We start from the raw sequence: 23,740 nt of genomic DNA, 5'->3' as shown, positions 1-23,740 counted from the left end.
AATAAAAAATGCATCATTTGAGTAATGTGCGTAAAAACATTTCTGTGTATAAAGTCAGTGGCTTGCTTGATTGTGTTAGTTTAGCTCGCATTACAGCGCCTTCCCAACCAATCCAAAAATATTCACTCATTTGTGTAGTATCAACATCAGTTTTAATAGTGTGTTGCTGTTGAGCCAAGTCTAAGCACTGTGTTAACTGTGCTTGCCAAGCATGGTAACTCTGCATTAGGCGTATTTTAAACTCGTCACTAAAATGATTGAGTTCTTGGTTTAAATTGCCTACTAAACAACCGCGTTTGTAATCATACTTTTGCATCCCAGCTATAGCACTTTGGGTAAAGTTAACAATGCGTTCTAGGGGCGGTACTTCAGGTTGCTCTAAATAAAACTTAAGTTTAGCTATAAAAAACGTATCGTACGCATCAACCAAAGCTAAGCCAAATGCTTCTTTATTTTTAAAGTAATGATAAAACGAGCCCTTAGGGACTTTGGCTTTTTTTAATATGGTGTCGAGCCCTGTGGCACTAAAACCAAACTCAGTGAGGGTTTCTAATCCCACACGAAGGAGCAACGCTTTAGTGTCTGCGTTGTCTCTGGCTATTTTGGGTGGGCGGCCACGCCTATTTGTAACTGCTGATATTTTATTCATAACTTATATTAGACCGATCGGTTTTAAATAATCAAGTGTTTATTTGCAATCTTTTTAAAACAACGAAATCTGTTCATTTTTCGATTACAAATTAATGAGGAACTTTAGCTTATGTTGCCAGTCACAAATATGACACTTATGTGTTTTTGAGCCGATATGTCGGAACATTTAAATAAAGTTATATAGGTTAAAGTTGACTAAGTGTCAGCAATAAATTTATTTTTTAATTAATTTATCATTGCATCAGCAGCTTAGTTAAAGTCAAACAAATTAATTGTATTTTGTGTTTGAATTAAACATTTTTGTTGGCTATTTATTAAATGTAGATGAACTTTATGCTACAAAAATATAAATATAAAGGTGAGGATTTTACCGATGAAGAGACAGAAAAGAGATCGTTTAGAAAGAGCTCATTCTCAAGGTTTTAAAGCAGGTTTAGCTGGTCGCTCAAAAGAGCACTGCCCTTATCAACAAGTTGATCCTAAGTCTGAGTGGCTTGGTGGTTGGCGCGAGGCAATAGAAAATCGCAATATGTATAAAACATAAACTCATAACGAATTAAAGCAAAAAGGCCTCCAAATGGAGGCCTTTTTGTTGCGTGTTTTAAACTTAAAACGCGCTGGTATCTTGGAACAAGCCTACCTTTAAATCTTTTGCTTCGTAGATCACGCGGCCATCTACTTCTACGGTTCCATCAGCCATACCCATAAACAATTTACGCTTAATAACGCGTTTCATGTCTAGACGGTAGGTTACTTTTTTAGCTGTTGGCAATATTTGACCGGTAAATTTAACTTCACCTACACCCAGTGCACGACCAAGACCAGGACCACCAGACCAACCTAAGAAAAAGCCCACAAGTTGCCACATAGCATCTAAGCCTAAACAACCAGGCATTACTGGGTCGCCTTTAAAATGACAGTCGAAAAACCAAAGGCTAGGATCGATATCTAGCTCTGCAACTATTTGACCTTTACCATGTTCACCACCGTCATCGGTAATTGAAATGATACGATCCATCATTAACATGTTGTCACTTGGCAAACGACAATTTCCTTCACCAAACATTTCACCTTGACCACAAAGGATCAAATCTTCTTTTGTATAGCTATTTTTAGGTTCCATAACACTTTATCTTTGCTTAGAAATTGCCCCGTACTTTAGCGTACACTTGTACGCTAAACAACTCGGAGCAGTTAAAAAATGGTTTAATTATAAGCAATCAGTAAATGCAACTGATTTTAGTATGATTAAACCGCGCAATTACTAACAGAAATCATTATAATTGGGACTGACTTTTAATCAGTTTAAAGGAAATTTATGACCCTTTTTGTTAACTCACTCACTGTGATTGATTTTTCTTACTTATGCAATAAACGCGGTGCAGTTGGCGAAAGTTGGATTGTTGATTTGACTTTACATGGCAAACTAAACGAAGAGTCTATGGTTTTAGACTTTGGCTTAGTTAAAAAGCAAATTAAAGGCATTATTGATGAGTGCATAGATCACCGTTTAGCTGTCCCTAACAACATAAACGGCAGCATCAACGAGTTTGCTGATCACAAAACATTAGATTGTACATTTGCTGATAACAAGCACCTTGCAATGAGTGCACCTCATCAAGCATATTGCTTAATAGATACTGATGAGATTAACGTTGAATCAGTAACAGAGTACTTAGTTGCCACAATACTGCCACAGCTTCCTGATAATATTGAAAAGATTGAGTTGGTGTTAAAGCCTGAGCACAATCAGAGCTTTTATTACCACTATAGCCATGGCCTTAAAAAGCATGATGGTAATTGCCAGCGTATTATTCATGGTCATCGCTCACAAATTGGTATAAGTCTTGGCGGTATTTCTATGCCTCGTTTGCAAAAACAGTGGGCTGATAAATGGCGTGATATTTACTTAGCAACTAGTGAAGATCAAATAAACGCCTCTGAATTAAAACATATCTCAGCTAAAAGTGATGATGTTTGTTTTGCGTATACTGCGGCGCAAGGTTACTTTGAAATGGCTATTAGTGAATCACGTTGCGACATTTTACCAATTGATACCACGGTAGAATGTATTGCTGACTACATTGCCAGCCAAGTGAAATTAGAGCACCCAGAAAAAGACGTTAAAATTACCGCCTATGAAGGTGTTGGAAAGGGGTCGATTAGTTATGCTTAAATCCTTATTAGTTTCGACGTTAATTGTATCAACTAGCTTTAGTGCTATAGCGCTTGAGCTAAAAGGTCATTTAACTCAAGGCGGCCTAGTAACAGGGCAATTAGATAACGCTAAGTCGGTAAGCCTCAATGGTAAGTCGTTAAAACTTGCTGATAATGGGTTATTTGTATTTGGTTTTGGCCGTGATGCAAAACCTGTACATACATTAAGCTGGGTAGATAAAACCGGTAAAGGCCACAGCCAAGATTTAGTTATTACTCTTCGCGATTACGATATAGATAAAATTACCGGTGTTGCTAAAAAATACGTATCGCCGCCAAAAGCAGTAAGTGAACGTATAAGCCGTGAAGCGATCGCAGTTCGAAAAGCACGGGCTGTTAACTCTGATTTAGAATACTTTTTACAGCCAGTACTTAGGCCTGCAAAAGGGCGCATTTCAGGTGTTTATGGTAGCCAACGTTACTTTAATGGCGAACCTCGCAGGCCACACTTTGGTTTAGATATAGCAAACAAAACAGGTTCACCTGTGTATGCACCGATCAGCGGAACCGTGGTGTTTGCTGAACCAGATTTATATTACTCTGGTGGTACTTTGATTTTAGATCATGGACATGGGGTTACTTCTACTTATATTCATTTAAGTAAGCTTGATGTAAAAGTAGGGCAGAAGATTGAACAAGGTACAAAGGTAGCTGAAATAGGTGCTACGGGCCGTGTAACTGGGCCGCATTTAGATTGGCGATTTAATTGGCAAGGTGAACGCCTTGACCCTGCATTATTAATGCAAGACACATTAGCTAACAAAAAGTAGAGATTATGACTCAAGTAGAGCGCGAAGCCATTATTGCGCAACGTATAAAAGATTCGACCACTTCGGTAACTAAGGCCGTATTTCCTGGGCGTACTAACCATCATAATACGCTATTTGGTGGTGACGCATTAGCATGGATGGATGAAGTTGCTTTTATAGCTGCCACCCGTTTTTGCCGTAAACCATTAGTAACTATTTCATCAGATAGAGTCGATTTTAAAGAAGCTATTCCTGCTGGTTCATTTGCTGAATTGATATCAAAGGTATCGCATGTGGGGAATACCAGTTTAAAAGTGGATGTTGAAATATTTCTAGAAACTATGCACAAAGATAACAAGCACTCAGCTATTACAGGCAGCTTTACCTTTGTTGCTGTTGATGATAACCACAGGCCAACACCTGTCGTGTGTGACAAAATGCTGCATGGTTTTGAGTTATAACACCTAAAGTAAAAACAATATAAGCACCATGATTTGTGCTTATATTATTAACCATAAAGAACACATCATACTATGTTTATCTTATAGGCAACTTAGCAATTGAATAAGATAAAAAGTATTAGTTTTTCAATGAGGAGGGCGTATTAAAGTAATAAATGAGACTAATAAAAAGGCGTGCAATGCACGCCTTTAAATAATTATAAAACCATAGCGGCTATCCAGCCAAACACCAATAACGGAATATTAAAGTGAATAAAGGTTGGCACAACCGAATCCCAAATGTGGTCGTGTTGTCCGTCAGCATTAAGTCCTGATGTTGGCCCTAGCGTAGAGTCAGAGGCAGGGGAGCCAGCATCGCCTAATGCGCCTGCAGTACCAACAAGCGCAGCGGTTGCCATTACAGAAAAGTTTAGCTCTAAACATAAAGGCACAAATAAAGTGGCAATTATTGGCACAGTTGAAAATGAACTACCAATGCCCATAGTTATAAATAAGCCGACCAATAAAATTACTGCGGCTGCTATGGGTTTATTACCGTCAAAAATGGCGGCGCTGCTATGGACTAGGCTAGCAACGTGTCCGGTTTCTTTCATTACCGCAGCAAAACCTTGCGCTGAAATCATAATAAAACCAATCATTGCCATCATGGCAACACCCTTACTAAATACGTCGCCGTTTTCTTCCCACTTAACCACACCAAATACACTAAATATAACCACCCCGACTAGGCCACCTAATATCATTGAGCCACTGGCATTTTGAGCGATCAGAGAAGCAAGCACGGCAAATAAACCAACCAGTATTACCTTTTTTGGGTTTTCAACATCAGCTTGTTGGCTTTGCACAGTTAATGCTGTGCTTGTGTATTCGCGGCGTTTTCGATAACTAATAAATAGGGCAATCAACAATCCGACAAACATACCAATAGCTGGAATTATCATTGCTAAAGGGACACTGGTATTAACAATCTCAAGGCCATTATCAACTAGGTTTTTATGTAATATTGAGTATAAATAAATACCCCCAAAACCATACGGCAGCACCATGTACGAGGTGGCTAAACCAAAGGTTAAAATACAAGCAATGGCACGTCTATCTAATCGCAGTTTATTAAACACAACAAGCAGCGGCGGGATCAAAATGGGAATAAAAGCGATATGCACCGGCACCAAGTTTTGAGAAGAGATAGCACAAATCAAAATAATAAACAGAATAAAGTAGCTTAATATTGTTTCACTAGAGCCTGTTTGAGCATTTACTTTAGCGAGTAACTTAGCAGCCAAAATACGCGTTAAGCCTGACTTAGAGATAGCGACGGCAAATGCACCTAGCATCGCATAGCTTAAAGCAATTTCGGCGCCTGATGATAAGCCAGAATTAAAAGCATCAATACTTTCTTTTAAGCCCATGCCTGCGGTTAATCCGGCAACAAGCGCACTTATTGTCATTGCAACAATCACATTTACGCGGACCAAAGTGAGTCCCAGCATTAAAATAACGCCTATAATAACTGCGTTCATAGATTTCTCTGTTTTATAGATTTAATTAATTTTATCAGATCTTTAGCCTGATTTTTACGTTCTTTGGTAAATGGTTGTCTCGCATAGCGCACTTGCTCAAATAAGTGACAAAAGGCGGTTATTTGTTGCTCTGCATAGGGGGCTTGTTGACTAATGTGTTGTAATGTTTGAATAGGCGTAGCATTTTCAGGGTAGTTTATAGTGTGCTTATTAGCCCAACTGAGTATTTGATAATACTCTTTTACCAGCGGAGGTTGTTTTGTTGTTGCCTTGGGGCGGTTTATATAAATAAAATAAGCACTAAAACTTAAAATTAAAACAATAATAACCCCAAGCGGTACTAACCAAACATAAGTGTTACCAAATAGGGACGCTAATAAATCTTGTTGTTTATTTTTATCAAATCCCAGCACCCAACTAGACCATTGATAATCGAGGTTTTCTAATTCAAGGCGAAGCCAGTTTATGGCAGCATAATTACTTAAGCTAACTAAACCAAAATTAATATTATTTTTAAATTCATCATTTAATGCAGCACTCTGTGATAAAGAACCATTTAATCGTTCGGGCGCAACAACCGCTGTTGCATCAAATATTCTCCAGCCTGCATTAGTATAAACCTCAACCCAAGCATGCGCATCGTATTGACGAACGGTAATATAGTCATTGCTTTGATTGTACTCGCCGCCTAAATATCCGCTAACTACCCGCGCTGGTAAACCAGCACTTCTAAAAATAAAGGCAGCTGCACTGGCATAATGACCACAAAAGCCACGTTTATTATTAAACATAAATTGATCAAGCGTATCATCACCGCGCATAGGTGTTGGCGTAAGAGTATAACTGAAGTTATTTTGCGAAAAATAATCTAGCAGTTTATTAAAAAGCTCATCGACGTTTGCACTACTGTTTTTTAACTGTTGCGCCAGTTGATAACTTTTTTGGTTATTACTCACCGTAAGCGTTTTATAAAAACGCTGCTCTATGTTGTTAAGTTTTTTACTAGATAATGGTTCAGTGCTAACAGAATATTGTAACACTTTGGATTTATATTGTTTTTTACGCAGCAAGCCCACTGAGTTGGAAACTACATTTTCATTGTTACTATTGGCATAGCCAAGCCCATATAACCAATCAGCCATTGCTGGCTCAGCAATTATTGAGTATTGAGTGGTATTTCCATTGCTGCTATTTTGGGTTGGCAACCTCATTGCTTTTTTTAAAAACGAAGATGTTTTCCAAGCGTTACCGTCAAATTCATCATGTACAATAGCGCGCCAATAATAAGGAGGCGTGGTTGAATTATTATCAAACTTCGCTCTAAAAACCAACTCATCAGAGTTTGATAACTTTGCAATATCAAATGGGTCTATTTGTTCTGAGAGACCTGTTTGTGCCATTTTTGGACCAGGTAATTGCCAAAATGCAGGAAGTTTTGGTAAAAATATTAAGAGTACAACTGCCAAAGGAAAAGCCAGAAATATTATTTTAGCACTTTGTTTTGATGACAGTTTTAAACTATGACTAGATTCAAGTAACCCAAGTACAGCAAAATTTAAAATATACAGTGTACTAATAATTAAAGTGGTAAAAATAGTTTGGCTAAACAAATACACTGCTGAAAGTGAGAAGAATGTGAGGGTAATGATCAATTGATAATGCTGCTTTTTTTTTGCCTGTAGTAATTTAAAAACGCATGACAGCAAAAGCATGGCAACAAACAGCACCACGGTATCTTTAAAGCCAATACTGCTGAGCATAATAATTAATGCTATTACAGCGAGTCCGTTTGCGAACCACGCATTGGGCTTTTGCTTGTATTTAAGGGTTAAATAAATATTCCAACCACATAACACGCTGAGCATAATAATAAAGGGCAGGGGCAAGTGCTCTATAAAAAAGCTCACTAACCCTAAGTAAATAAATGACAAAGAAAAATTTATAACGCGTTGATTTTTAATCTTATTCATAGTCAGTGCCTACACTACTTAAGGCTTGTAAGCAGCGTTGCAGATGAAGCTTACCTGATCCATTTTCTATGGATTTATTGGGCAATTTCATCGAGTAATTAATGTCGCTTTCAAACGCTTGGCATACTAGGTAACACAATTGCCCTAAGCGTTGCTCGGTATCGCCTGTCATTAAATTAAAATCAAATTGTGTATCGGCAGATTTAAAATCACTAAATTGTTTTACTAATAATTGCTGAGTTTTTGCGTAGTGTTTCCACGAAACTCGCTGCAACCCCATTTCTGGCAAATGGGTAATTAAACTTTCAAATTCGTCATCGCCTAGATGTTTTTCAGCTCCTTCATCATCATTAGCAGTCATTTCGCTTAATTGTTTTTGATTTGGTGTTTTAATAATTGAAGGGTAAACATAAACGGTATGATCTGGTTGAATATAGCTCCATACACTCACCAAACCAAATGGATAATTACTGGCAATTTTTATTGGCTTTAGTAAATAGCGTCCGCGCTTTAAATAAGGCAATGGTAACTGGCATTGTATGGTATCGGCTTTAACACTCTCTATATAGCAGTCTTGTTCTAAATTATTGGGATAACTTAAGGTGATTGCCTGACATGTGTCGTTTGATTTTATTTGCCACACTAATTGAGGTGGCTGTGGCGCATAACTCTCAATAGTATTCTTAAAGCTGACAGTTAAGCCTTTTGCGTTGCTATAACCTAACAACAAGGCAAAAATAATAATCACAAACATTAAATACGCCATAAACAGTATTAAATTATTTTGATAATTAATTCCCATTACAAAATTTAATAGTGCAACAATGCTAAAATATACACCCAGTGTGGAAGGCAAAACATAAATAGTATTATGCGTTAAAGTGATGCTATTTTTTTTGTGCTTATTTTTTAATAAAGTCGTTAAAATTGTACTTTTTATAGCATGAATAAAAGTAGGGCGTTTTAATTTTAAAATACCCATTGATCTAAACGGGCACTAAAACATGTTTTAAAATGTCTGCAATTTGGTTTTTGCCAGACTCACTATGCAAACCTAATCGATGCTGGCACACACTAGAAAAAACCGCTTGTACATCTTCAGGTAGAACAAAGTCTCGACCTTCAATATAGGCCCATGCCCTTGCAGATTTTGCCAGCGCCATACTGGCTCTTGGTGAAAGCGAAGCAGCTAACGATTGAGCCTCACGTGTGTAAGTCACTAATTCAATTATATAATCAATAACCGGAGCACTTAGCGTAATATTAGCTATAGATTCTTGTATTTGTTTAAGTTGTTGCTGGTTAATTCGCTGTGGTAATTGGGAGTAATCGCGCTTTTGATTGTTTAATAGTAATCTTTTTTCAGCGTTTTTAGGTGGAAAGCCTAAGCTTATACGCATTAAAAAACGATCTAATTGCGATTCTGGCAGCGGATAAGTTCCTGCTTGATATAAAGGGTTTTGAGTAGCAATAACAAAAAACGGAGTAGGGAGCGGGTACTTTTCTCCATCTACAGTCACTTGTTGTTCTTCCATGGCTTCTAATAACGCACTTTGGGTTTTAGGACCCGCACGATTTATCTCATCAGCAAGTACTACTTGGCTAAAAATTGGGCCTTTATGAAATGAAAAACTGTGTTCTTTATTATTAAAAATATTGGTACCAATAATATCAGCGGGTAATAAATCGCTAGTAAATTGAATACGCTGATACGACAACCCCAAAACAGCAGCTAATGCATGCGATAAAGTGGTTTTACCCATACCTGGTAAGTCTTCAATTAGTAAATGACCTTCACTAAACAAACAGGTTAATGCTAATTTTATTTGTTGTTGCTTGCCAAATATAACGGTAGATAGGTCATCAATAATAGTGGTAACTAGGTGCTGCATAATGTCCTTTAATCTATCAGTTCTAAACGTTTCATTACGGCATCAACTTTTTGCGCGTTGAAAGGCTTGGCTATAAATTCTTTTGCGCCAAGTTCCCAAGTATTTTGTACGGTCTCAAAACTATTATGGCCTGAGCACATAACCACATGAGCATATGGGTGCTCATTATTGATCGACTCTAAAATTTCGATGCTTTCAGAATCAGGTAAATCAACATCTAAAAATATAACGTTGGGTGATTTTTCGCTAAGTAAGGGTTTAGCACAATCAAAATTATCACACTCAATAATGTCATCAAAACCTAAGCCGGCTAGCACTTGGCTTAAGTCAGCACGGATTTGTTTAACATCATCAATAATTAAAATTGGTTCGAGTGGGCGTACAAATTCCATATGAATACTTCAACATTTTTTACGGCTTGTGGTTTAATATTAAGCCAAGCATTAAGGAACCTCAAGGTGATAACTATGAATTACCGTAATAGTCGTTTAAATGCACTTAATGTCCGATACCGTCTAGTATTGGACTTAGTGAGCTTAAAGTTATTAAAATAGAGCGCCACACATGCACTTAAATACTACTACCTATAATTTATATTATGTTAAATGCGGTAGAAGTATACTTAATCAAACTAACTGTCGGCAATTAGATCACTTACAAACACGGTATTTTAGCCCTTTTATCGCATAATATTTATATTCAATAAAATGCTCTACTTTATTAAATATAAAAACTCTGTAATGACATTTCAATCAACCAAACTATTTAGCTCATCAATTAATTGCTTAAGCTGTTTAGTTTCGTCGTTTAGCTTTTGCTGATACTTTTCAACTTTGTCATGCTTACCTTGGCGTTTAGCTTTTTTAAGATCGATTTTATATTCTTCAATTACTGAATTTGTATCATCTATTTTTTGTTGTAACTCTGCTTTTAATCCATCATTGGTACAATATGCGTTTATGTTATTAAGTGCTTTATTGAGACCTGCAACTTTGTGTGAATTACCTTGGCGTTTTGAAGCTAATAACTCGAGGTTAACTTCACAGGCTTTTTTCGCACATCCCGTTAAATCTGCACAATCATCTTTGGCCAATACGACTGTTGAACCGGCTAATAATAAACTTATTGAAATACCTTTAATAATTGTCATTTTATAGTTTTTATTATCTCGCATTGTTCATTACTCCTACTTAATTAGTCGTTAGCGGCAAAATACAGATAACAGCCCTTGCAGCTCTTCATTTATAACATGTTGTTTTACAACATCTTGCATAGGAGTATTTGAAACTGTGTTATTTAAAATACCCACCATTTTAGCGCTTTCTCCAGCACATAAAGCCTTAACACATTGTACACCCAGTCTAATGGCCAACATACGATCCGCAGCCGATGGGTTTCCGCCGCGCTGCAAGTGCCCTAGCTTAGTTACACGTAAATCAATGCTTGGATTTACGGCAGTTATTTTTTCACATACATATTCAACACCATTTTCATCGCCCTCAGACACCACCACGATAAATGCGTGTTCGCTATGATAATCGCTAATCTTTAGCAATAAATCATCGATATCTTTATCATTTTCAGGGATCAATACTGAATCGGCACCAGAGGTTAAACCGGCATAAGTGCCAATATATCCGGAATCACGCCCCATAACTTCAATAACAAACACCCTATTATGAGATTCTGCTGTATCTCTAATATTATCAATACATTGCATTGATGTGTTTACTGCTGTATCAAATCCTAAAGTGTAGTCTGTGCCTGCAATATCGTTATCTATGGTGCCGGGAATGCCAATATAAGGGATATTGGTTATATGTGATAACCATAAACAGCCTCTAAAAGAGCCATCGCCACCTATGACAATTAATGCATCAATATTATTATGTTCAATTGTAGCTAAAGCTTGCTGTCTGCCTGTTTCAGTTCTAAACCTTTCACTACGTGCGGTTTTTAAAACGGTACCGCCCAAGTGCATACTTTGTTGCAGGTTTTTGCAATCAAGTGTCACTAAATCATTATCAATTAAACCCTCATATCCTTTTCGAACGCCTGACACTTTTATGCCTTGTTGTTGAGCGGTTTTTACGATGGCAAATAAAGTGGTGTTCATCCCTGGAGCATCACCTCCAGAGGTAAGCACGGCAATATGATTAATTGGTTGCATCGGTTCACGTCCTTAAAGCAAGCTATACATTAAAATGATAATAGCTGTTTATTGTTAGGCAGTGTTAACTAAGTGCAGTTAAGTTGATCTAGTTATGCGTTATTAAACAATATTTTTCATAACAATAGAGGGAAGTACTTATATTGGCATGCTAACTTGATGTCAACATGCCGTGGTTAGGTATTAATGTAGAGCAGCAGTAAATGGTATATTTTTACAAATTTCTGCTTCTATTATTAATAACTCTTCTAAACGATCATCAACTTCTTGTTTATCAAAGTATTCGTAAGCAAGTTCAACAAATAGGTTTTTATGTTTTTCTTCAGACTTGGCTATCGCAACATAAAAATCTTTTTCTTTTCCTTCTGGTAAGGCTTCGGCAACTAAAGAAAAACGTTCGTGTCCCCTCGCCTCAATTACACCGCCAACGAGTAGCCTATCCATTAAAAATCCATCGCGTCCATGTCTAAAGTGTGCGCGAATTTGTTTAATGTAAGGGTCTTTTTTATCGTCACCTAAATTAGTATCACGCTCAATGAGTAATTTCAGCACTTGCTTGAAATGAATTAACTCTTCTAAGGCTAAGTCAGTCATGGCTTTAACTAATTTACGCTTATCAGGGTAATGTGAAAGCATAGACATAGCCATGCCCGATGCTTTTTTTTCAGCAGCAGCGTGGTCTTGTAAAAAAGTTTCAAAGTCGGCTAAAACAACTTCGGTCCATTCAAATGGCGTGTGGTATTTTAATTCAAACATATGGATACAACTTATAAAATAATGCGTGGATTTTAGCGTATTTAAAAATAAAAATCTTTGCTCGCGGTTTAAATTTGTCTCTCATAAGGTAAAAATTTATCTATCCGCCCTTTCGCTGTCGACTCAATTTTTAATGGATGTTTTATATCATTCCACGCGGTGACCTTACCCCTCATATTCATTTTTTCAAAGCCATTTAACTCAGAGGTAATATTTAAAAAATCACAAAGCTGACTAAAACTGTTAGGGTTGGCTATATCTATTGATAAAAAATCATGTTCTCGATTACTAAAATAAGCCTTAGCATTATTAATGTGTACGTTATAACAATCAGTTAAATACTGATCGTTATTTATATTCTCTAGTGAAAAGTCTTTAAATGTATTTAAATAACAGCGCTTTAAATGAATGTTAAAGCCACCATCTGCACGGGTTAAATTAGTGTGCATTCGTTGTAAAAGCTGTCTTATTGATGGTATCCATGCAGTAAGCTCTCGCTCTAAATATATAAATTTTGCGCCAGGATAGTATTTATCTAATACTTTAAAATCGTTAAATATGGGGGTGTCTGCAATTGCGACCGCATTATCAAAACAGGCGGTAGTGTATGCAGTATGAGCAGTTGGTATACCAAAATGTAAAAATGCATTACATACACTGGTGGTACCGGTTCGCGGTAAGCCAATAATAAATATTTTTTGTTTCATGGGGTTTTACATGTCTTTTTCTGAAAACCAAAGTGAAGTATTATCAAGTGGTGTTAGTAAGGGTAAATTTTTGTTTTCTAATCTAATAATAATCTTATTTTTGATATCTGCGTGCTCAATGGCACTGCGATGATACGCATTAAATAAGCGGTCAAACTCGCCATTTTTACGCATGACCGCTAAGCCATTTTCAACTGCATAGGCCAACTCGGGAGTATCTTTACTAAAAAAGAAGTAAATTGCACTTGGGTATTGCAGTATTAACTGAGGAAGAGTTGTAAGTTTTGCATCACCTTTAAAGGTATTTAGCTCCGTTTCAACCTCAAGCAACGATCGAGGAAATACATCTCCTCTGCCTTTTATTAACATATTAAATAATGAGCTGTATTCAATTGATGTTGATACCGTTAATCCACTATCTAATAAAACTTGAGTATCTGGCCAGTCGTGACCTTGAATAAAGTGGATACCTTTAAAGTCATCAATTTTTTTTAAGCTTGATAATTTTTTTTGTTTATTCTGTGTCGTGACAAGTAAACGCCACCCGTATAAACCTTTAAAAATAGGCACTCTTACGGGCAATAGCTCTTTTTCTCGCTGCTGTGAAGTCATGGTCCATGCAACGTTGACTTCATCATTATGTATAATTTGTTTTAATGAGCGGCTTTGAGGCATAGAAATACTCGATGCTTTTAATGTATATTTTGCGCCGCTGTATTGTAAGGCCGTTCTCAATAAAACTAACGGATAAAGAATTTCATCTTCACCAACTCGCATCGTTTTAGGATAAACATAATTTAAACCATCAATACTTTGATTGCTATTGTCATTTTCTATTGCCCATACAAATGACACCAACGAAGTGGCAAAACATAAGTTTATAAAAACAATAGCGAATCGCATCTTTATTTATCGACTTAACAATAAAATTAAGGAACTTACAAAAAGAATAGCAAATGTCATCATCATACTTAATACACGTGCTTTCAAATTGTTAGTTCTAATAGCTGAGCCATGAAGTGCACGGCTTATAAATAGCAAACCGCCAAGTGCATGCATATAATGACTTGCTAAGCCTTGATACTCTAATAAGAACAGTAAAATTAGGCTAATTGGTACATACTCAATAAAATTCCCATGAGCTCGAGTTGCACGTTCAAGCTCAGGATGACTCCCATTACCAAGTGAAATGCCTTCAGCCTTGCGTATTTTTACAACATTAATACTCAGGTAAATATAATATAGTGCCAGTAAAGCCGCATAACTCGATATAATCACAGTATTTTTCCATTAAATTTTTAAGCAATAATAACACATAACTTAAGCTGTAAAATCACTTACTTTAGTATCAAATATGCTAGAGTGATTTATAGATTGGTATCGTAATAAGTAAGGATAATATGTATTTAAGAACAAAAATAACCAATAGCTACCGCGAAATAATTAACAGTATTGGGTTTTATCCCTCTTTATTATCTGTTGCTTTTTTATTTTTTGCTGTGCTGACAATGTCAGTCGAGTACTTAGCCCCTATTGAGAAACTTAAATCACTAATTTCATTTATATTAGTTGATAGCGCAGAAAACGCACGTACCATTTTAAGCACCCTCGCTGGCAGCATTATTTCGTTAACCGTATTTAGCTTTTCTATGGTGATGGTGGTATTAAATTCAGCCAGTGCTAGCTTATCACCTCGAGTTGTTCCTGGGCTCATTACCCGTAAATCACACCAAATGGTTTTAGGTTTTTATTTGGGTAGTATTATTTATTCAATAATAATGCTGATAAATATCAACAAACTCGATAATGGTAATACCGCTATTCCTGCTCTTGGCGTGTTGTTTGCGCTTGTTTTTGGATTAATATCTTTAGGGTTATTTGTATTTTTTATTCATTCTATTTCAAAAGCAATACAAGTAGATAACGTATTAAATGGCTTGTTTAGGCAAACAAAAAAAGAAATTCAAGACATTATTAATATGCAAGACGAAAACCCCGTTGATAACTTTCCCGAGTTTTCAAACTGGCATTCAATAAACAGTACAACCGAGGGTTACTACAAAGGGGTTCATTCTAATAAATTATGTGCCCTACTAGCAGATGAAAATATTGAGCTATTTATTACGGTTAAGCAAGGTTATTTTACAGTTAAAGGTTACCCGTTTTTAAAGTGTAATAAGGACATATCTGAGAACGAAGAGTTAATTGAGAAAATTTTAGATTGCTTTATTTTTTATATAGAAGAATACATTAGCGACCATTACCGCTATGGGTTAACACAAATATCAGAAATTGCCGTAAAAGCTATGAGCCCAGGAATAAACGATCCGGGTACTGCCGTTAAATCTATTGATATGTTGAGTATATTATTAATAGAACGACTAAAGATTAATGCAATAAATTATTCATGCTATGAAAAAGATGAGCAACCATTGTTGTACTTTCATGAAACCAGTTTTGATGAACTACTTCATGATAACTTCACCCCTTTACGCAATTATGCAAAAGCCGATGCCTATGTAATGACTAACGTTATTGAAGCATTTAAAAATATTTTATTTATTGCTAATGAGAATGTGGATGCACGAAACAGTGTGTTTAATTATTTAAATGCCATTGTTGATGATATTAATCAGCACATAGTTAACGAATACGATCGTCAAGAGATTAGTAATATGCTGTATGCCATTGTGCGTATTAGTGAGTCACAAGGAAAGCAGTTGGTGGCACGATTTGAGCGCCACCCACCTATAAAAGCTTAATCAATATAATAAATTGCGTAACTTGATGCGCTTATTGTAATTTCACCAGCATGATATGCATCGGGTACATAGTTGCTCGGTGCACCATCAGCCATCATTACTTTTTCACTGCGCATGTAAGGTACTGATGGCATATCAAGCGGACTTAAAGACGCACTATATAAGCCTTTCAATTCAACATCAAAATCAGCACTTAACTCTTTTGCCGCTGCTTTAGCTTGTTTAATAGCTAATTTTTGTGCTTTTTTGTGCAGCTCATCATAGTTGCTCGCTAAAAACTGCGTTTGTCTAATTTCATTAATACCGTTATTAACTAAACTTTGTAAAAGCTCAGGGTATTTATTAATCGCTGAGAGTTTAATTGTAAGCGTTCTTGATACTTTAAACCCGGTAAACTCTTGCTTACCTGTTTCGCGGTTATATTGATTATCGCGATAGATTGAGATTTGACCAGCATTAATATCTGCATCAGCTACGCCTAGTTTTTTTACTAAACTAATTGCACTGGCCATCGTAGTATCAGTTTGTTTTTTTGCGGCAATTAAGTTTTTATCTATTTCCGTAATACCCACTGTTAATAAAACATGATCTGGCATAGTCGTTACCGATGCTTCACCTTTAACATAGATATGAGGCTCTTCTGGGGCATTAGTTGCATAGGCTGACGTGCTTAGCAAAACAGCCGTTAAAATCGAAAGTGTTTTCATAGGTCTATCCTTTTAAATTGATTGCCTTAGTTAACACCTTATGTGGTTAATTGCAGATGAACAAGCATAAAAAAACAGGCAAAAGCCTGTTTTTTAGTAAGGAAGCATTAAATGCTGCAACGCTTGTAGTTACGATACTTTGGTAACCAGTAGTTTCTGTCGATGGCTGCCCACAGAGCATCATCTGAAATCTCAAGCGCAACGCCCTCTTCAATTGCTTTTTTAGCGACTGCAAATGCAATACGTTTACTTAGTGTTTCAATTTCTGTTAACGCAGGTAATAAGCTACCTTTGCCCGTATTAGCTAATGGTGATGACTCTGCCAACATTTCACTCGACATTATTAGCATCGCATCGGTAATACGCGTTGCTTTAGCAGCAATTACACCTAAGCCAATACCTGGGAAAATGTAGCTGTTATTACATTGAGGAATTGGGTAAGTAACGCCGTTATAAACAACAGGCTCAAATGGGCTACCTGTAGCTACAATCGCTTTACCATCAGTCCATTTAATAACATCTTCTGGGTAAGCTTCTACTTGTTTAGATGGATTACTTAACGGGAAAATAATAGGTGCTTCACAGTTTGCGTGCATAGCGCGAATAACTTGCTCAGTGAATAAGCCCGGTTGACCTGATACACCAATTAAAATATCTGGTTCTGCACAGTGCATTACATCTAATAATGACGCGTATTCGCCGCTGTAAGTCCAATCGGCTAGGCAGCTCGTTGGTTGCGCTAACATTTGTTGGAAGTCGCGTAAGCCTTCCATGCCATCAGTTAATAAACCAAAACGGTCAACCATAAATACTTGGCTGCGAGCTTGTGCTTCACTGATACCTTCGGCCACCATAGTGCTAACAATTTGTTCAGCAATACCACAGCCTGCAGATCCTGCGCCTACAAACACAACTTTTTGAGTCGATAGTTTAGCGCCTTTAACACGACAAGCTGCTAATAAAGACCCCACAGTAACCGATGCAGTGCCTTGAATGTCATCATTAAAGCTACAAATTTCATTACGGTAACGCTTTAATAATGGCATAGCATTTGGTTGTGCAAAGTCTTCAAATTGCAGTAACACGCTTGGCCAACGACGCTTAACCGCTTTAATGAATAAATCTAAAAACTCATCGTACTCATCTTGCGCAATACGCTTATGTCGAGCACCCATGTACATTGGGTCGTTTAATAGTTTTTCGTTATTGGTACCTACATCAAGCATAACCGGTAATGTGTACGCTGGGCTAATACCACCACAGGCGGTGTACAAAGAAAGCTTACCGATTGGGATACCCATACCGCCAATACCTTGGTCGCCCAAGCCTAAAATACGTTCGCCATCGGTAACCACGATAACTTTAACTTTACCTTTAGTGGCATTACGTAAAATATCGTCAATTTGAAAGCGATCTTCATAAGAAATAAACAAACCACGTGCACTGCGATAAATATCAGAAAACTTCTCACAGGCATCACCCACCGTTGGGGTGTAAATAATAGGCATCATTTCTTCAATATGATCGCGTACCAAACGGTAGTAAAGCGTTTCGTTATTGTCTTGAATGGCACGTAAATAAATGTGCTTATTTAAGTTGTCATTAAAACTTGAGTACTGTTGGTAACAACGCTCAACTTGCTCTTCTATTGTTTCGTAACGAGGTGGAAGTAAACCAGCAAGATTAAAGTTTTCACGCTCTTTTTGGCTAAATGCACTTCCTTTATTCAATAATGGGGTTTCAATTAGGCCTGGGCCAGAATAAGGAATATAAAGATAATTTGGATCGGTATTTGTAGTCATATTTCCAAGCTTTACTGAATCTTAAATAATGATCTGCCATTATCATTGTTAAAGGCTAAATTGCAATGACATTTAAGCTTGTCAGACCATTGAAAATGTACAAATACAAGCGCTACTTTAGTATAAAGCCACTCATATTTGGTGAATATGTTAGCTGCCTGATGTGGGTTTAAAACGTTAAACGCGCATTAAATAATGTGCGTGCTTTGTTTAATGGTTACAACAGTGCCAATTATGTTTAGGTTTGCTAATTTTTTTACGTTAGTTAACATGCTATTTTCAACCAAATAGTTATTAACTATTAATCTGTTACATTTAAAACAGCAGGCAGCAAACCTGCTGTTTATTATACATGGTTTAAAATTTAAATGAGGCTTTATTATTACTTAAATCAGATAACGCCATCCCTTCTCTGCGCGGATCGGCGGCGCCATACAAGCGGTTGTTTTTAACTTCTACCGCATGCAGCCCTGAGTTTAAGTCAATGACACGCACATCATGGCCGCGATTTTTAAGCTTAGGTACAAGCGCTTCAAGTTCAGTACCTTTTTCAAGGCTAGTATAATCATTACGATTAGTTGTACGCGGTAAATTAATGGCCTGTTGTGCATTTAAATCCCAATCTAAAACGCCAATAACAACTTGCGCTACATAATCAATAATACGACTCCCACCAGGAGAACCCACTACTAAACGTAAACTGCCATCTTGGTTAAAAACCATCACCGGAGACATTGAGCTGCGCGGACGTTTATGTGCTTCGACCCTGTTAGCCACCAATTTGCCATTTTTACGTGGTGAAAGTGAAAAATCAGTCAGCTGATTATTTAAAATATAACCATTAACCATCACTGTTGAGCCAAACGCCATTTCAATAGAGCTGGTCATTGAAACAGCGTTTCCTTTGCTATCCACAATTGATACATGCGAGGTAGAGGGCAGCTCAAAAGAATCATCGTTTGCATAGCTTAAGTAATCAACAGGGTTACCTGGCAATGCTTTTTGATCTTTTTCAGTAATTAATTTCGCGCGGGTGGCAATATAGTCTTTATTTAATAATTCTTGAGTAGGTACTTGTGTAAAGTCAGGATCGCCAATGTATTTATTACGATCGGCAAACGCAATACGTGACGCTTGGCTAAAGTAATGAATTGCCTCGGCGCTATTGGCTTTAATATTTGCCATGTTTTTGTGTTCAAGCAAGCCTAAAATTTGTAGTACTGAGATACCGCCACTACTAGGCGGCGCCATAGAGCAAACATTATAAACTCGGTATTTTATACAAACGGGTGCACGCTCTTTACTGCTGTAATTAGCAAGATCTTGCTCAGATAATTTACCAGGCGCAATTTTTGACTGTTGTACTGCTTTTACCATAGCTTTGGCATTATCGCCTTTGTAAAAGGCATCTATCCCTTTTGAAGCAATGTCTTTATATAAATTAGCTAATGGCTGATTTTTTTTAATACTGCCGACTTCAATTACTTTGCCATTTGGAAAAAAATACTCATTAATCACCGGCATACTCATTACGCCTGGGTTTAATTGTCTAACCAGTAAACCATGTAACCGAGGCGATACTTCAAATCCTTGCTCAGCAAGTTTAATTGCAGGTTTAAATAAGCTAGCCCAAGGTAAGGAACCGTACTGTTTATGGGCGCTGGCAAATGCATGTAAAATACCGGGTACGCCTACAGAGCGTCCACCTACAACCGCTTCAATCCATTTGACTGCGTTGCCGTGTTTATTTAAAAACAGGTTTTCATCGGCATTACTCGGCGCGGTTTCACGGCCATCAAAGCTGGTGAGTTTATTATTAGCTTTATTGTAATACATCATAAACGTACCACCGCCAATACCTGATGATTGCGGCTCAACTAATGTAAGTACTAATTGGGTGGCAATAGCGGCATCAACCGCACTGCCGCCTTGCGCTAAAATGGCTTTACCTGCTTGTGAAGCATACGGATTAGCGGCGGCTACCATGTACTTATCGCCAGCCACTAATTGCTTATGTACAACACCTGTGGCCGCTTCAGGTTCACGTGTTTCAATTGTGCTAGCGTTTTGTGCAAACAAAGGAAAAGACAAGGCACTTAGAGTCAGTGCGAATAAACAGTTGAGCTTAAAATTCATAATCACTTAATAAACTTAAATTGCATGGAAGATAATTGGCATCTTAAAGTTAAACAGGCACAATATGCAAAAATAAATATAAAAATGATCGCTAAATGCTTAATTTACCTCTTCAGCCGCGCTATGTTTTCCCTCCCTTATGTTTAATTGTATTAAGTACTTTCTTAGCATGGCTGGGTATAAACAACGAACTTGAATTTAATCGTCAACTGATTGAACAAGGCCAAGTGTGGCGTTTGTTTACCAGCCAATTTGTACATGCCAATTGGGCGCACTTAGGGCTGAATTGCGCTGGTATAGTGCTTATTTGGTTATTGCATGGTGAGTACACATCCCTAAGCAGATATAGTTTTAATATTGCCACATTGGCAATTTGGTGTGGCTTAGGTGTTTTTTGGTTTTGTCCCGCAATTACAATTTACACAGGGCTTAGTGCAGTTTTGCATGGCGTGATCATTTGGGGAGCCATAAAAGATGCCACTGTTGGACTTAAATCGGGTTATGTGTTGTTTATTGGTGTGTGGGTAAAGCTAATCGCTGAACAAATAAATGGCCCTAGTGCTGATATTGGCGCATTGATAAACTCAACGGTGGCTGTTGATGCACATTTAATTGGCGCGATTGGCGGCGCATTGTTGGGCGTTCCTTTAATTATTAAATTCATCAGCAAAAATAAAGAATAAAAAAACGCCACATTGTGGCGTTTTTTATTAACTTACCGCTATTTATAGTGTTTCTTTAAACAGCTTATAAATTCGACGGTATTCATCTAACCAGCTCGAAGGCTGCACAAAACCATGCGGCTCTACTGGAAAGATTGCTGTTTCAAAGTTTTCTTTCTCAAGCTCGATTAAACGCTGTACTAAACGCACTGAATCTTGAAAAAATACATTATCATCAACCATTGGCGCATTTATTAATAAATGCTTTTTAAGCCCTTCTGCATAGTAAATAGGTGAACTACGCTCATAAGCAATTGGGTCAACATCTGGGTGATTCAAAATGTTAGCAGTATAGCCTGTATTATAATGTGCCCAATCAGTCACAGGGCGAAGCGCAGCACCTGATTGAAACAAATCTGGCGCGGTAAATAACGCCATAAAGGTCATAAATCCGCCGTATGAACCACCGTAAGTACCAACCGCTTGAGTATCAACGTTGGCATTTTCAGCCATCCATTTTACGCCATCTGCTAAATCTTGTGTTTCAGGTGTTCCCATTTGGCGGTAAATAGCAGTACGCCAATCACGGCCATAACCTTTAGAAGCACGGTAATCCATATCCATCACTACATAACCTTCATCGGCAAGTAATGAATGGAACATAAATTCGCGAAAGTAACCAGACCAACCCATGTGTGAATTTTGCAGGTAGCCGGCACCATGGTTAAAAATAACCGCTTTACGGTTTTTACCTGTTTCACCTTCTTGGTAATCCGCTGGGTAATAAACTTTGGCGTATATTGGCTGATCTGTATGGCTTGAAGGCACAGCAACAATTTTAGGCGCCGTTAGTTTTTTAGCTAAGAACGCGTCAGATACCGTGTTAGTTAAACGAGTTGCGCTTGTGTTTGATTTAGCCTCAGCCACATAAAGTTCAGTCGGCATGGTAATTTTAGAGTGTCTTAATAATAACTTAGACTGATCAGGGCTTAAGGTGTAATCCGTCATGCCGTTTAAGTCTGTTACTTGCTCGCTATCACCTGTTTGTAGATTAACGCGGTATATTTCGTAAAGGCCTGGATGCTCAATATTCGCTTTATAGTAAATAGCGCTATTGTCATCAGTAAGGGTTAAATTAGATACTTCAAATTTACCCATGGTAAGCGCAGTCGCTTTACCATCAAGTGGCTTTTTATAAAGCTGACTATAGCCCGACTCTTCTGATAAATAATACAGAGTATTGGAATCATTTAACCAACCAAAGTCGTTAAACGCATACGCAATCCATGCGTAGTCATGTAAACGATGTTGAGAGACAAGTTTGTTATTTTCAAAATCTACAGTGGCTAACCAACGATCTTTGTTATCCCATGCTTCAAGCATAATAGCTACTTGGCTACCATCATCGTTCCAGCTAATAGGTGATTGATTCCAACCCCAATCTGAAATAACGTTTATACCACGAGGTTGTTTTTTAGATTTATAGGTTTTGCCTTCACGGGCGTAGTTTTCTTTTTTAACCTCAGCAAGTACATCTTCATCAAAACCAGGTAAAGTATTGAACCCTAATGTGGTTTGGCTTTGATCTGCAAGGTTAATATAAACAAGCTCAGAAGTTTGCTCTTTAGAATCAGCTACGCGGCGGCGAACTTTTTTAGGCTCTATCGTCGCATCATCAGTGATGTAATTAGGCATAATATCGCCTTCACCACGCCATGAGCTTTTTTCTTGTACGACTACAATTAACGCATCGCCATTTGGAGAAAGCTCTGCTTCATCAACCGTGTTGCCATCGCCTAAATAATAATGAGTGTTAGCAATTGAGCTGTTACTCGCTTTTACTTGCTCTTTACGCGCATGCTTATCTTGTTTATTTTTGTGCTGCAGTGCAATGTAATCAATAAGCTTATGTTGCTCTTTGGCAATATAAGTTGATGGTTCTTTTACGCCTTGTGGTTTGTCAGCGAGTTTTAAATTGGCTATTTCGCGGGTTAAACCTGTGGTTAAATCCACTTTGAAAAAGATATTACCCTGACGATACGCTAAGTTACCATCGTTTAAAAACTGTGGTTTTGACTCAGTAGCAGAGCTTTGCGTAATTTGTTTAATTACGCCTGACTTTACGTTTTTGATAAATACGTTACCCTCAAACACATAAGCTTGAAGTGATTTATCGTTTGAAAAAACAGCTTTACTTGAACCAACACGGTGTAATTTTTCTAGTGCCACTTGCTCTGCTGTTTGTGAGTTTACAGCTTGAGCGAATAAATCTCTTAGCTCACTACCTTGCTGCTTACGCGCGTAAATGATGGTACTTGAATCTGCACTCCAAAAAGCGCTTTGCGGTTGGCGTCCAATCCAATCAGGGTGAGCCATCGCTTGTTCAAGGGTAATTTTTGAATCGCCCAAATCTGCGGGCGTGTTAACAACACTAGCAACGGTGGTATTTGTTTGAATAGATGAGTCAGTAGAAGTTGTAGCGGTTGCTGTACAACCCGCTAACATAACACTTGATGCAACAGCGATTGCAACAAGTGTTTTAGAAGATGAGAATTTAAAAATCATAGTGCTTCTTGAC

General features: G+C 37.5%; 23 protein-coding genes. 6 read left to right on the top strand and 17 right to left on the bottom strand.

What is annotated here, in order from left to right; genetic code table 11:
• Positions 1 to 13: 13 nt before the first annotated feature.
• Complete coding sequence (locus DK924_RS06540) at positions 14 to 649, bottom strand: TetR/AcrR family transcriptional regulator (protein WP_109874652.1); 636 nt, start codon at positions 647 to 649, stop codon at positions 14 to 16.
• Between the two features lie 375 nt (positions 650 to 1,024).
• On the opposite strand from DK924_RS06540, the gene rmf reads away from it, so the two are divergent.
• Positions 1,025 to 1,195, top strand: coding sequence for a ribosome modulation factor (rmf, locus tag DK924_RS06535; protein ID WP_008114656.1), 171 nt, complete (start codon positions 1,025 to 1,027; stop codon positions 1,193 to 1,195).
• A 63-nt stretch (positions 1,196 to 1,258) separates the two neighbouring features.
• Here the strand turns inward: rmf and fabA are convergent, their stop codons facing one another.
• The gene (fabA, locus tag DK924_RS06530; protein WP_010389976.1) at positions 1,259 to 1,774 is read right to left on the bottom strand and encodes a bifunctional 3-hydroxydecanoyl-ACP dehydratase/trans-2-decenoyl-ACP isomerase; all 516 of its coding nucleotides are present in this window, start codon (positions 1,772 to 1,774) and stop codon (positions 1,259 to 1,261) included.
• Between the two features lie 195 nt (positions 1,775 to 1,969).
• On the opposite strand from fabA, the gene DK924_RS06525 reads away from it, so the two are divergent.
• Genes DK924_RS06525 through DK924_RS06515 form a run of 3 tightly spaced genes read left to right on the top strand, consistent with a single transcriptional unit; the run spans position 1,970 to position 4,078 of the window.
• Positions 1,970 to 2,827 carry a 6-carboxytetrahydropterin synthase gene (locus tag DK924_RS06525; protein ID WP_054200906.1) on the top strand — a complete coding sequence of 286 codons (858 nt, stop codon included), beginning with the start codon at positions 1,970 to 1,972 and terminating at the stop codon, positions 2,825 to 2,827.
• Positions 2,820 to 3,638 carry a M23 family metallopeptidase gene (locus tag DK924_RS06520; protein ID WP_109874651.1) on the top strand — a complete coding sequence of 273 codons (819 nt, stop codon included), beginning with the start codon at positions 2,820 to 2,822 and terminating at the stop codon, positions 3,636 to 3,638. Before DK924_RS06525 ends, DK924_RS06520 begins: the two co-directional genes overlap by 8 nt.
• A 5-nt stretch (positions 3,639 to 3,643) precedes the next feature.
• Positions 3,644 to 4,078, top strand: coding sequence for an acyl-CoA thioesterase (locus DK924_RS06515; RefSeq protein WP_008114650.1), 435 nt, complete (start codon positions 3,644 to 3,646; stop codon positions 4,076 to 4,078).
• A gap of 197 nt (positions 4,079 to 4,275) precedes the next feature.
• Here DK924_RS06515 and DK924_RS06510 read toward each other — a convergent pair whose 3' ends face one another.
• The 11 genes from DK924_RS06510 to DK924_RS06460 all read right to left on the bottom strand — a co-directional run bounded on the left by DK924_RS06510 (position 4,276) and on the right by DK924_RS06460 (position 14,371).
• Positions 4,276 to 5,598: a Na+/H+ antiporter family protein gene (locus DK924_RS06510; RefSeq protein WP_109874650.1), complete on the bottom strand. Its 1,323-nt coding sequence runs from the start codon at positions 5,596 to 5,598 to the stop codon at positions 4,276 to 4,278.
• The gene (locus tag DK924_RS06505) at positions 5,595 to 7,568 is read right to left on the bottom strand and encodes a DUF3488 and transglutaminase-like domain-containing protein (RefSeq protein ID WP_109874649.1); all 1,974 of its coding nucleotides are present in this window, start codon (positions 7,566 to 7,568) and stop codon (positions 5,595 to 5,597) included. The genes DK924_RS06510 and DK924_RS06505 overlap by 4 nt, the downstream gene beginning before the upstream one ends.
• Positions 7,561 to 8,550, bottom strand: coding sequence for a DUF58 domain-containing protein (locus DK924_RS06500; protein ID WP_181388750.1), 990 nt, complete (start codon positions 8,548 to 8,550; stop codon positions 7,561 to 7,563). Before DK924_RS06500 ends, DK924_RS06505 begins: the two co-directional genes overlap by 8 nt.
• A 4-nt stretch (positions 8,551 to 8,554) precedes the next feature.
• Positions 8,555 to 9,460 carry a MoxR family ATPase gene (locus tag DK924_RS06495; RefSeq protein ID WP_109874648.1) on the bottom strand — a complete coding sequence of 302 codons (906 nt, stop codon included), beginning with the start codon at positions 9,458 to 9,460 and terminating at the stop codon, positions 8,555 to 8,557.
• A gap of 8 nt (positions 9,461 to 9,468) precedes the next feature.
• Positions 9,469 to 9,852 (bottom strand): response regulator, encoded by a 384-nt coding sequence (locus DK924_RS06490; protein ID WP_055012203.1) that lies wholly within the window; start codon positions 9,850 to 9,852, stop codon positions 9,469 to 9,471.
• Positions 9,853 to 10,208: 356 nt separating this feature from the next.
• Positions 10,209 to 10,634 (bottom strand): DUF1090 domain-containing protein, encoded by a 426-nt coding sequence (locus tag DK924_RS06485; protein ID WP_109874647.1) that lies wholly within the window; start codon positions 10,632 to 10,634, stop codon positions 10,209 to 10,211.
• 27 nt (positions 10,635 to 10,661) lie between these two features.
• Complete coding sequence (locus DK924_RS06480) at positions 10,662 to 11,630, bottom strand: ATP-dependent 6-phosphofructokinase (RefSeq protein WP_109874646.1); 969 nt, start codon at positions 11,628 to 11,630, stop codon at positions 10,662 to 10,664.
• A gap of 183 nt (positions 11,631 to 11,813) precedes the next feature.
• Positions 11,814 to 12,386, bottom strand: a complete 573-nt coding sequence (locus tag DK924_RS06475; protein ID WP_008114635.1) for a tRNA-(ms[2]io[6]A)-hydroxylase — start codon at positions 12,384 to 12,386, stop codon at positions 11,814 to 11,816.
• Positions 12,387 to 12,454: 68 nt separating this feature from the next.
• On the bottom strand, positions 12,455 to 13,093 hold the full coding sequence (locus tag DK924_RS06470) for a sulfotransferase (RefSeq protein WP_109874645.1): 639 nt from the start codon (positions 13,091 to 13,093) through the stop codon (positions 12,455 to 12,457).
• Positions 13,094 to 13,099: 6 nt separating this feature from the next.
• Positions 13,100 to 13,996 carry a transporter substrate-binding domain-containing protein gene (locus DK924_RS06465; protein WP_010389992.1) on the bottom strand — a complete coding sequence of 299 codons (897 nt, stop codon included), beginning with the start codon at positions 13,994 to 13,996 and terminating at the stop codon, positions 13,100 to 13,102.
• Positions 13,997 to 14,002: 6 nt separating this feature from the next.
• The gene (locus tag DK924_RS06460; protein ID WP_054200934.1) at positions 14,003 to 14,371 is read right to left on the bottom strand and encodes an MAPEG family protein; all 369 of its coding nucleotides are present in this window, start codon (positions 14,369 to 14,371) and stop codon (positions 14,003 to 14,005) included.
• Positions 14,372 to 14,493: 122 nt separating this feature from the next.
• On the opposite strand from DK924_RS06460, the gene DK924_RS06455 reads away from it, so the two are divergent.
• Positions 14,494 to 15,855 carry a DUF2254 domain-containing protein gene (locus DK924_RS06455; protein ID WP_109874644.1) on the top strand — a complete coding sequence of 454 codons (1,362 nt, stop codon included), beginning with the start codon at positions 14,494 to 14,496 and terminating at the stop codon, positions 15,853 to 15,855.
• On the opposite strand, the gene DK924_RS06450 is transcribed toward DK924_RS06455, so the two are convergent.
• The 3 genes from DK924_RS06450 to ggt form a co-directional block, all read right to left on the bottom strand.
• A complete protein-coding gene (locus tag DK924_RS06450; RefSeq protein ID WP_109874643.1) occupies positions 15,852 to 16,562 on the bottom strand; it encodes an SIMPL domain-containing protein in 711 nt (236 codons plus the stop codon). The two genes, DK924_RS06455 and DK924_RS06450, sit on opposite strands and share 4 nt — an antisense overlap.
• Positions 16,563 to 16,669: 107 nt before the next feature.
• Positions 16,670 to 18,364: an NAD-dependent malic enzyme gene (locus tag DK924_RS06445; RefSeq protein ID WP_010389997.1), complete on the bottom strand. Its 1,695-nt coding sequence runs from the start codon at positions 18,362 to 18,364 to the stop codon at positions 16,670 to 16,672.
• Positions 18,365 to 18,721: 357 nt separating this feature from the next.
• Positions 18,722 to 20,500, bottom strand: coding sequence for a gamma-glutamyltransferase (gene ggt, locus DK924_RS06440; RefSeq protein WP_109874642.1), 1,779 nt, complete (start codon positions 20,498 to 20,500; stop codon positions 18,722 to 18,724).
• A 95-nt stretch (positions 20,501 to 20,595) separates the two neighbouring features.
• Between ggt and rrtA the strand changes: the two genes are divergently transcribed.
• A complete protein-coding gene (rrtA, locus tag DK924_RS06435; protein WP_109874641.1) occupies positions 20,596 to 21,183 on the top strand; it encodes a rhombosortase in 588 nt (195 codons plus the stop codon).
• A 42-nt stretch (positions 21,184 to 21,225) separates the two neighbouring features.
• Here the strand turns inward: rrtA and DK924_RS06430 are convergent, their stop codons facing one another.
• Positions 21,226 to 23,727, bottom strand: a complete 2,502-nt coding sequence (locus DK924_RS06430) for a prolyl oligopeptidase family serine peptidase (protein WP_109874640.1) — start codon at positions 23,725 to 23,727, stop codon at positions 21,226 to 21,228.
• Positions 23,728 to 23,740: the final 13 nt, after the last annotated feature.

The organism is Pseudoalteromonas sp. meg-B1 (assembly GCF_003173795.1).
Lineage (GTDB): Bacteria > Pseudomonadota > Gammaproteobacteria > Enterobacterales > Alteromonadaceae > Pseudoalteromonas > Pseudoalteromonas undina.
This window is presented reverse-complemented; position numbering and strand designations above follow the sequence as displayed.

Coding starts and splice junctions, on each gene's coding strand:
- DK924_RS06540 (WP_109874652.1), bottom strand. CDS start 649: ATGAATAAAATATCAGCAGTTACAAATAGGCGTGGCCGCCCACCCAAA.
- rmf (WP_008114656.1), top strand. CDS start 1,025: ATGAAGAGACAGAAAAGAGATCGTTTAGAAAGAGCTCATTCTCAAGGT.
- fabA (WP_010389976.1), bottom strand. CDS start 1,774: ATGGAACCTAAAAATAGCTATACAAAAGAAGATTTGATCCTTTGTGGT.
- DK924_RS06525 (WP_054200906.1), top strand. CDS start 1,970: ATGACCCTTTTTGTTAACTCACTCACTGTGATTGATTTTTCTTACTTA.
- DK924_RS06520 (WP_109874651.1), top strand. CDS start 2,820: ATGCTTAAATCCTTATTAGTTTCGACGTTAATTGTATCAACTAGCTTT.
- DK924_RS06515 (WP_008114650.1), top strand. CDS start 3,644: ATGACTCAAGTAGAGCGCGAAGCCATTATTGCGCAACGTATAAAAGAT.
- DK924_RS06510 (WP_109874650.1), bottom strand. CDS start 5,598: ATGAACGCAGTTATTATAGGCGTTATTTTAATGCTGGGACTCACTTTG.
- DK924_RS06505 (WP_109874649.1), bottom strand. CDS start 7,568: ATGAATAAGATTAAAAATCAACGCGTTATAAATTTTTCTTTGTCATTT.
- DK924_RS06500 (WP_181388750.1), bottom strand. CDS start 8,550: ATGGGTATTTTAAAATTAAAACGCCCTACTTTTATTCATGCTATAAAA.
- DK924_RS06495 (WP_109874648.1), bottom strand. CDS start 9,460: ATGCAGCACCTAGTTACCACTATTATTGATGACCTATCTACCGTTATA.
- DK924_RS06490 (WP_055012203.1), bottom strand. CDS start 9,852: ATGGAATTTGTACGCCCACTCGAACCAATTTTAATTATTGATGATGTT.
- DK924_RS06485 (WP_109874647.1), bottom strand. CDS start 10,634: ATGCGAGATAATAAAAACTATAAAATGACAATTATTAAAGGTATTTCA.
- DK924_RS06480 (WP_109874646.1), bottom strand. CDS start 11,630: ATGCAACCAATTAATCATATTGCCGTGCTTACCTCTGGAGGTGATGCT.
- DK924_RS06475 (WP_008114635.1), bottom strand. CDS start 12,386: ATGTTTGAATTAAAATACCACACGCCATTTGAATGGACCGAAGTTGTT.
- DK924_RS06470 (WP_109874645.1), bottom strand. CDS start 13,093: ATGAAACAAAAAATATTTATTATTGGCTTACCGCGAACCGGTACCACC.
- DK924_RS06465 (WP_010389992.1), bottom strand. CDS start 13,996: ATGCGATTCGCTATTGTTTTTATAAACTTATGTTTTGCCACTTCGTTG.
- DK924_RS06455 (WP_109874644.1), top strand. CDS start 14,494: ATGTATTTAAGAACAAAAATAACCAATAGCTACCGCGAAATAATTAAC.
- DK924_RS06450 (WP_109874643.1), bottom strand. CDS start 16,562: ATGAAAACACTTTCGATTTTAACGGCTGTTTTGCTAAGCACGTCAGCC.
- DK924_RS06445 (WP_010389997.1), bottom strand. CDS start 18,364: ATGACTACAAATACCGATCCAAATTATCTTTATATTCCTTATTCTGGC.
- ggt (WP_109874642.1), bottom strand. CDS start 20,500: ATGAATTTTAAGCTCAACTGTTTATTCGCACTGACTCTAAGTGCCTTG.
- rrtA (WP_109874641.1), top strand. CDS start 20,596: ATGCTTAATTTACCTCTTCAGCCGCGCTATGTTTTCCCTCCCTTATGT.
- DK924_RS06430 (WP_109874640.1), bottom strand. CDS start 23,727: ATGATTTTTAAATTCTCATCTTCTAAAACACTTGTTGCAATCGCTGTT.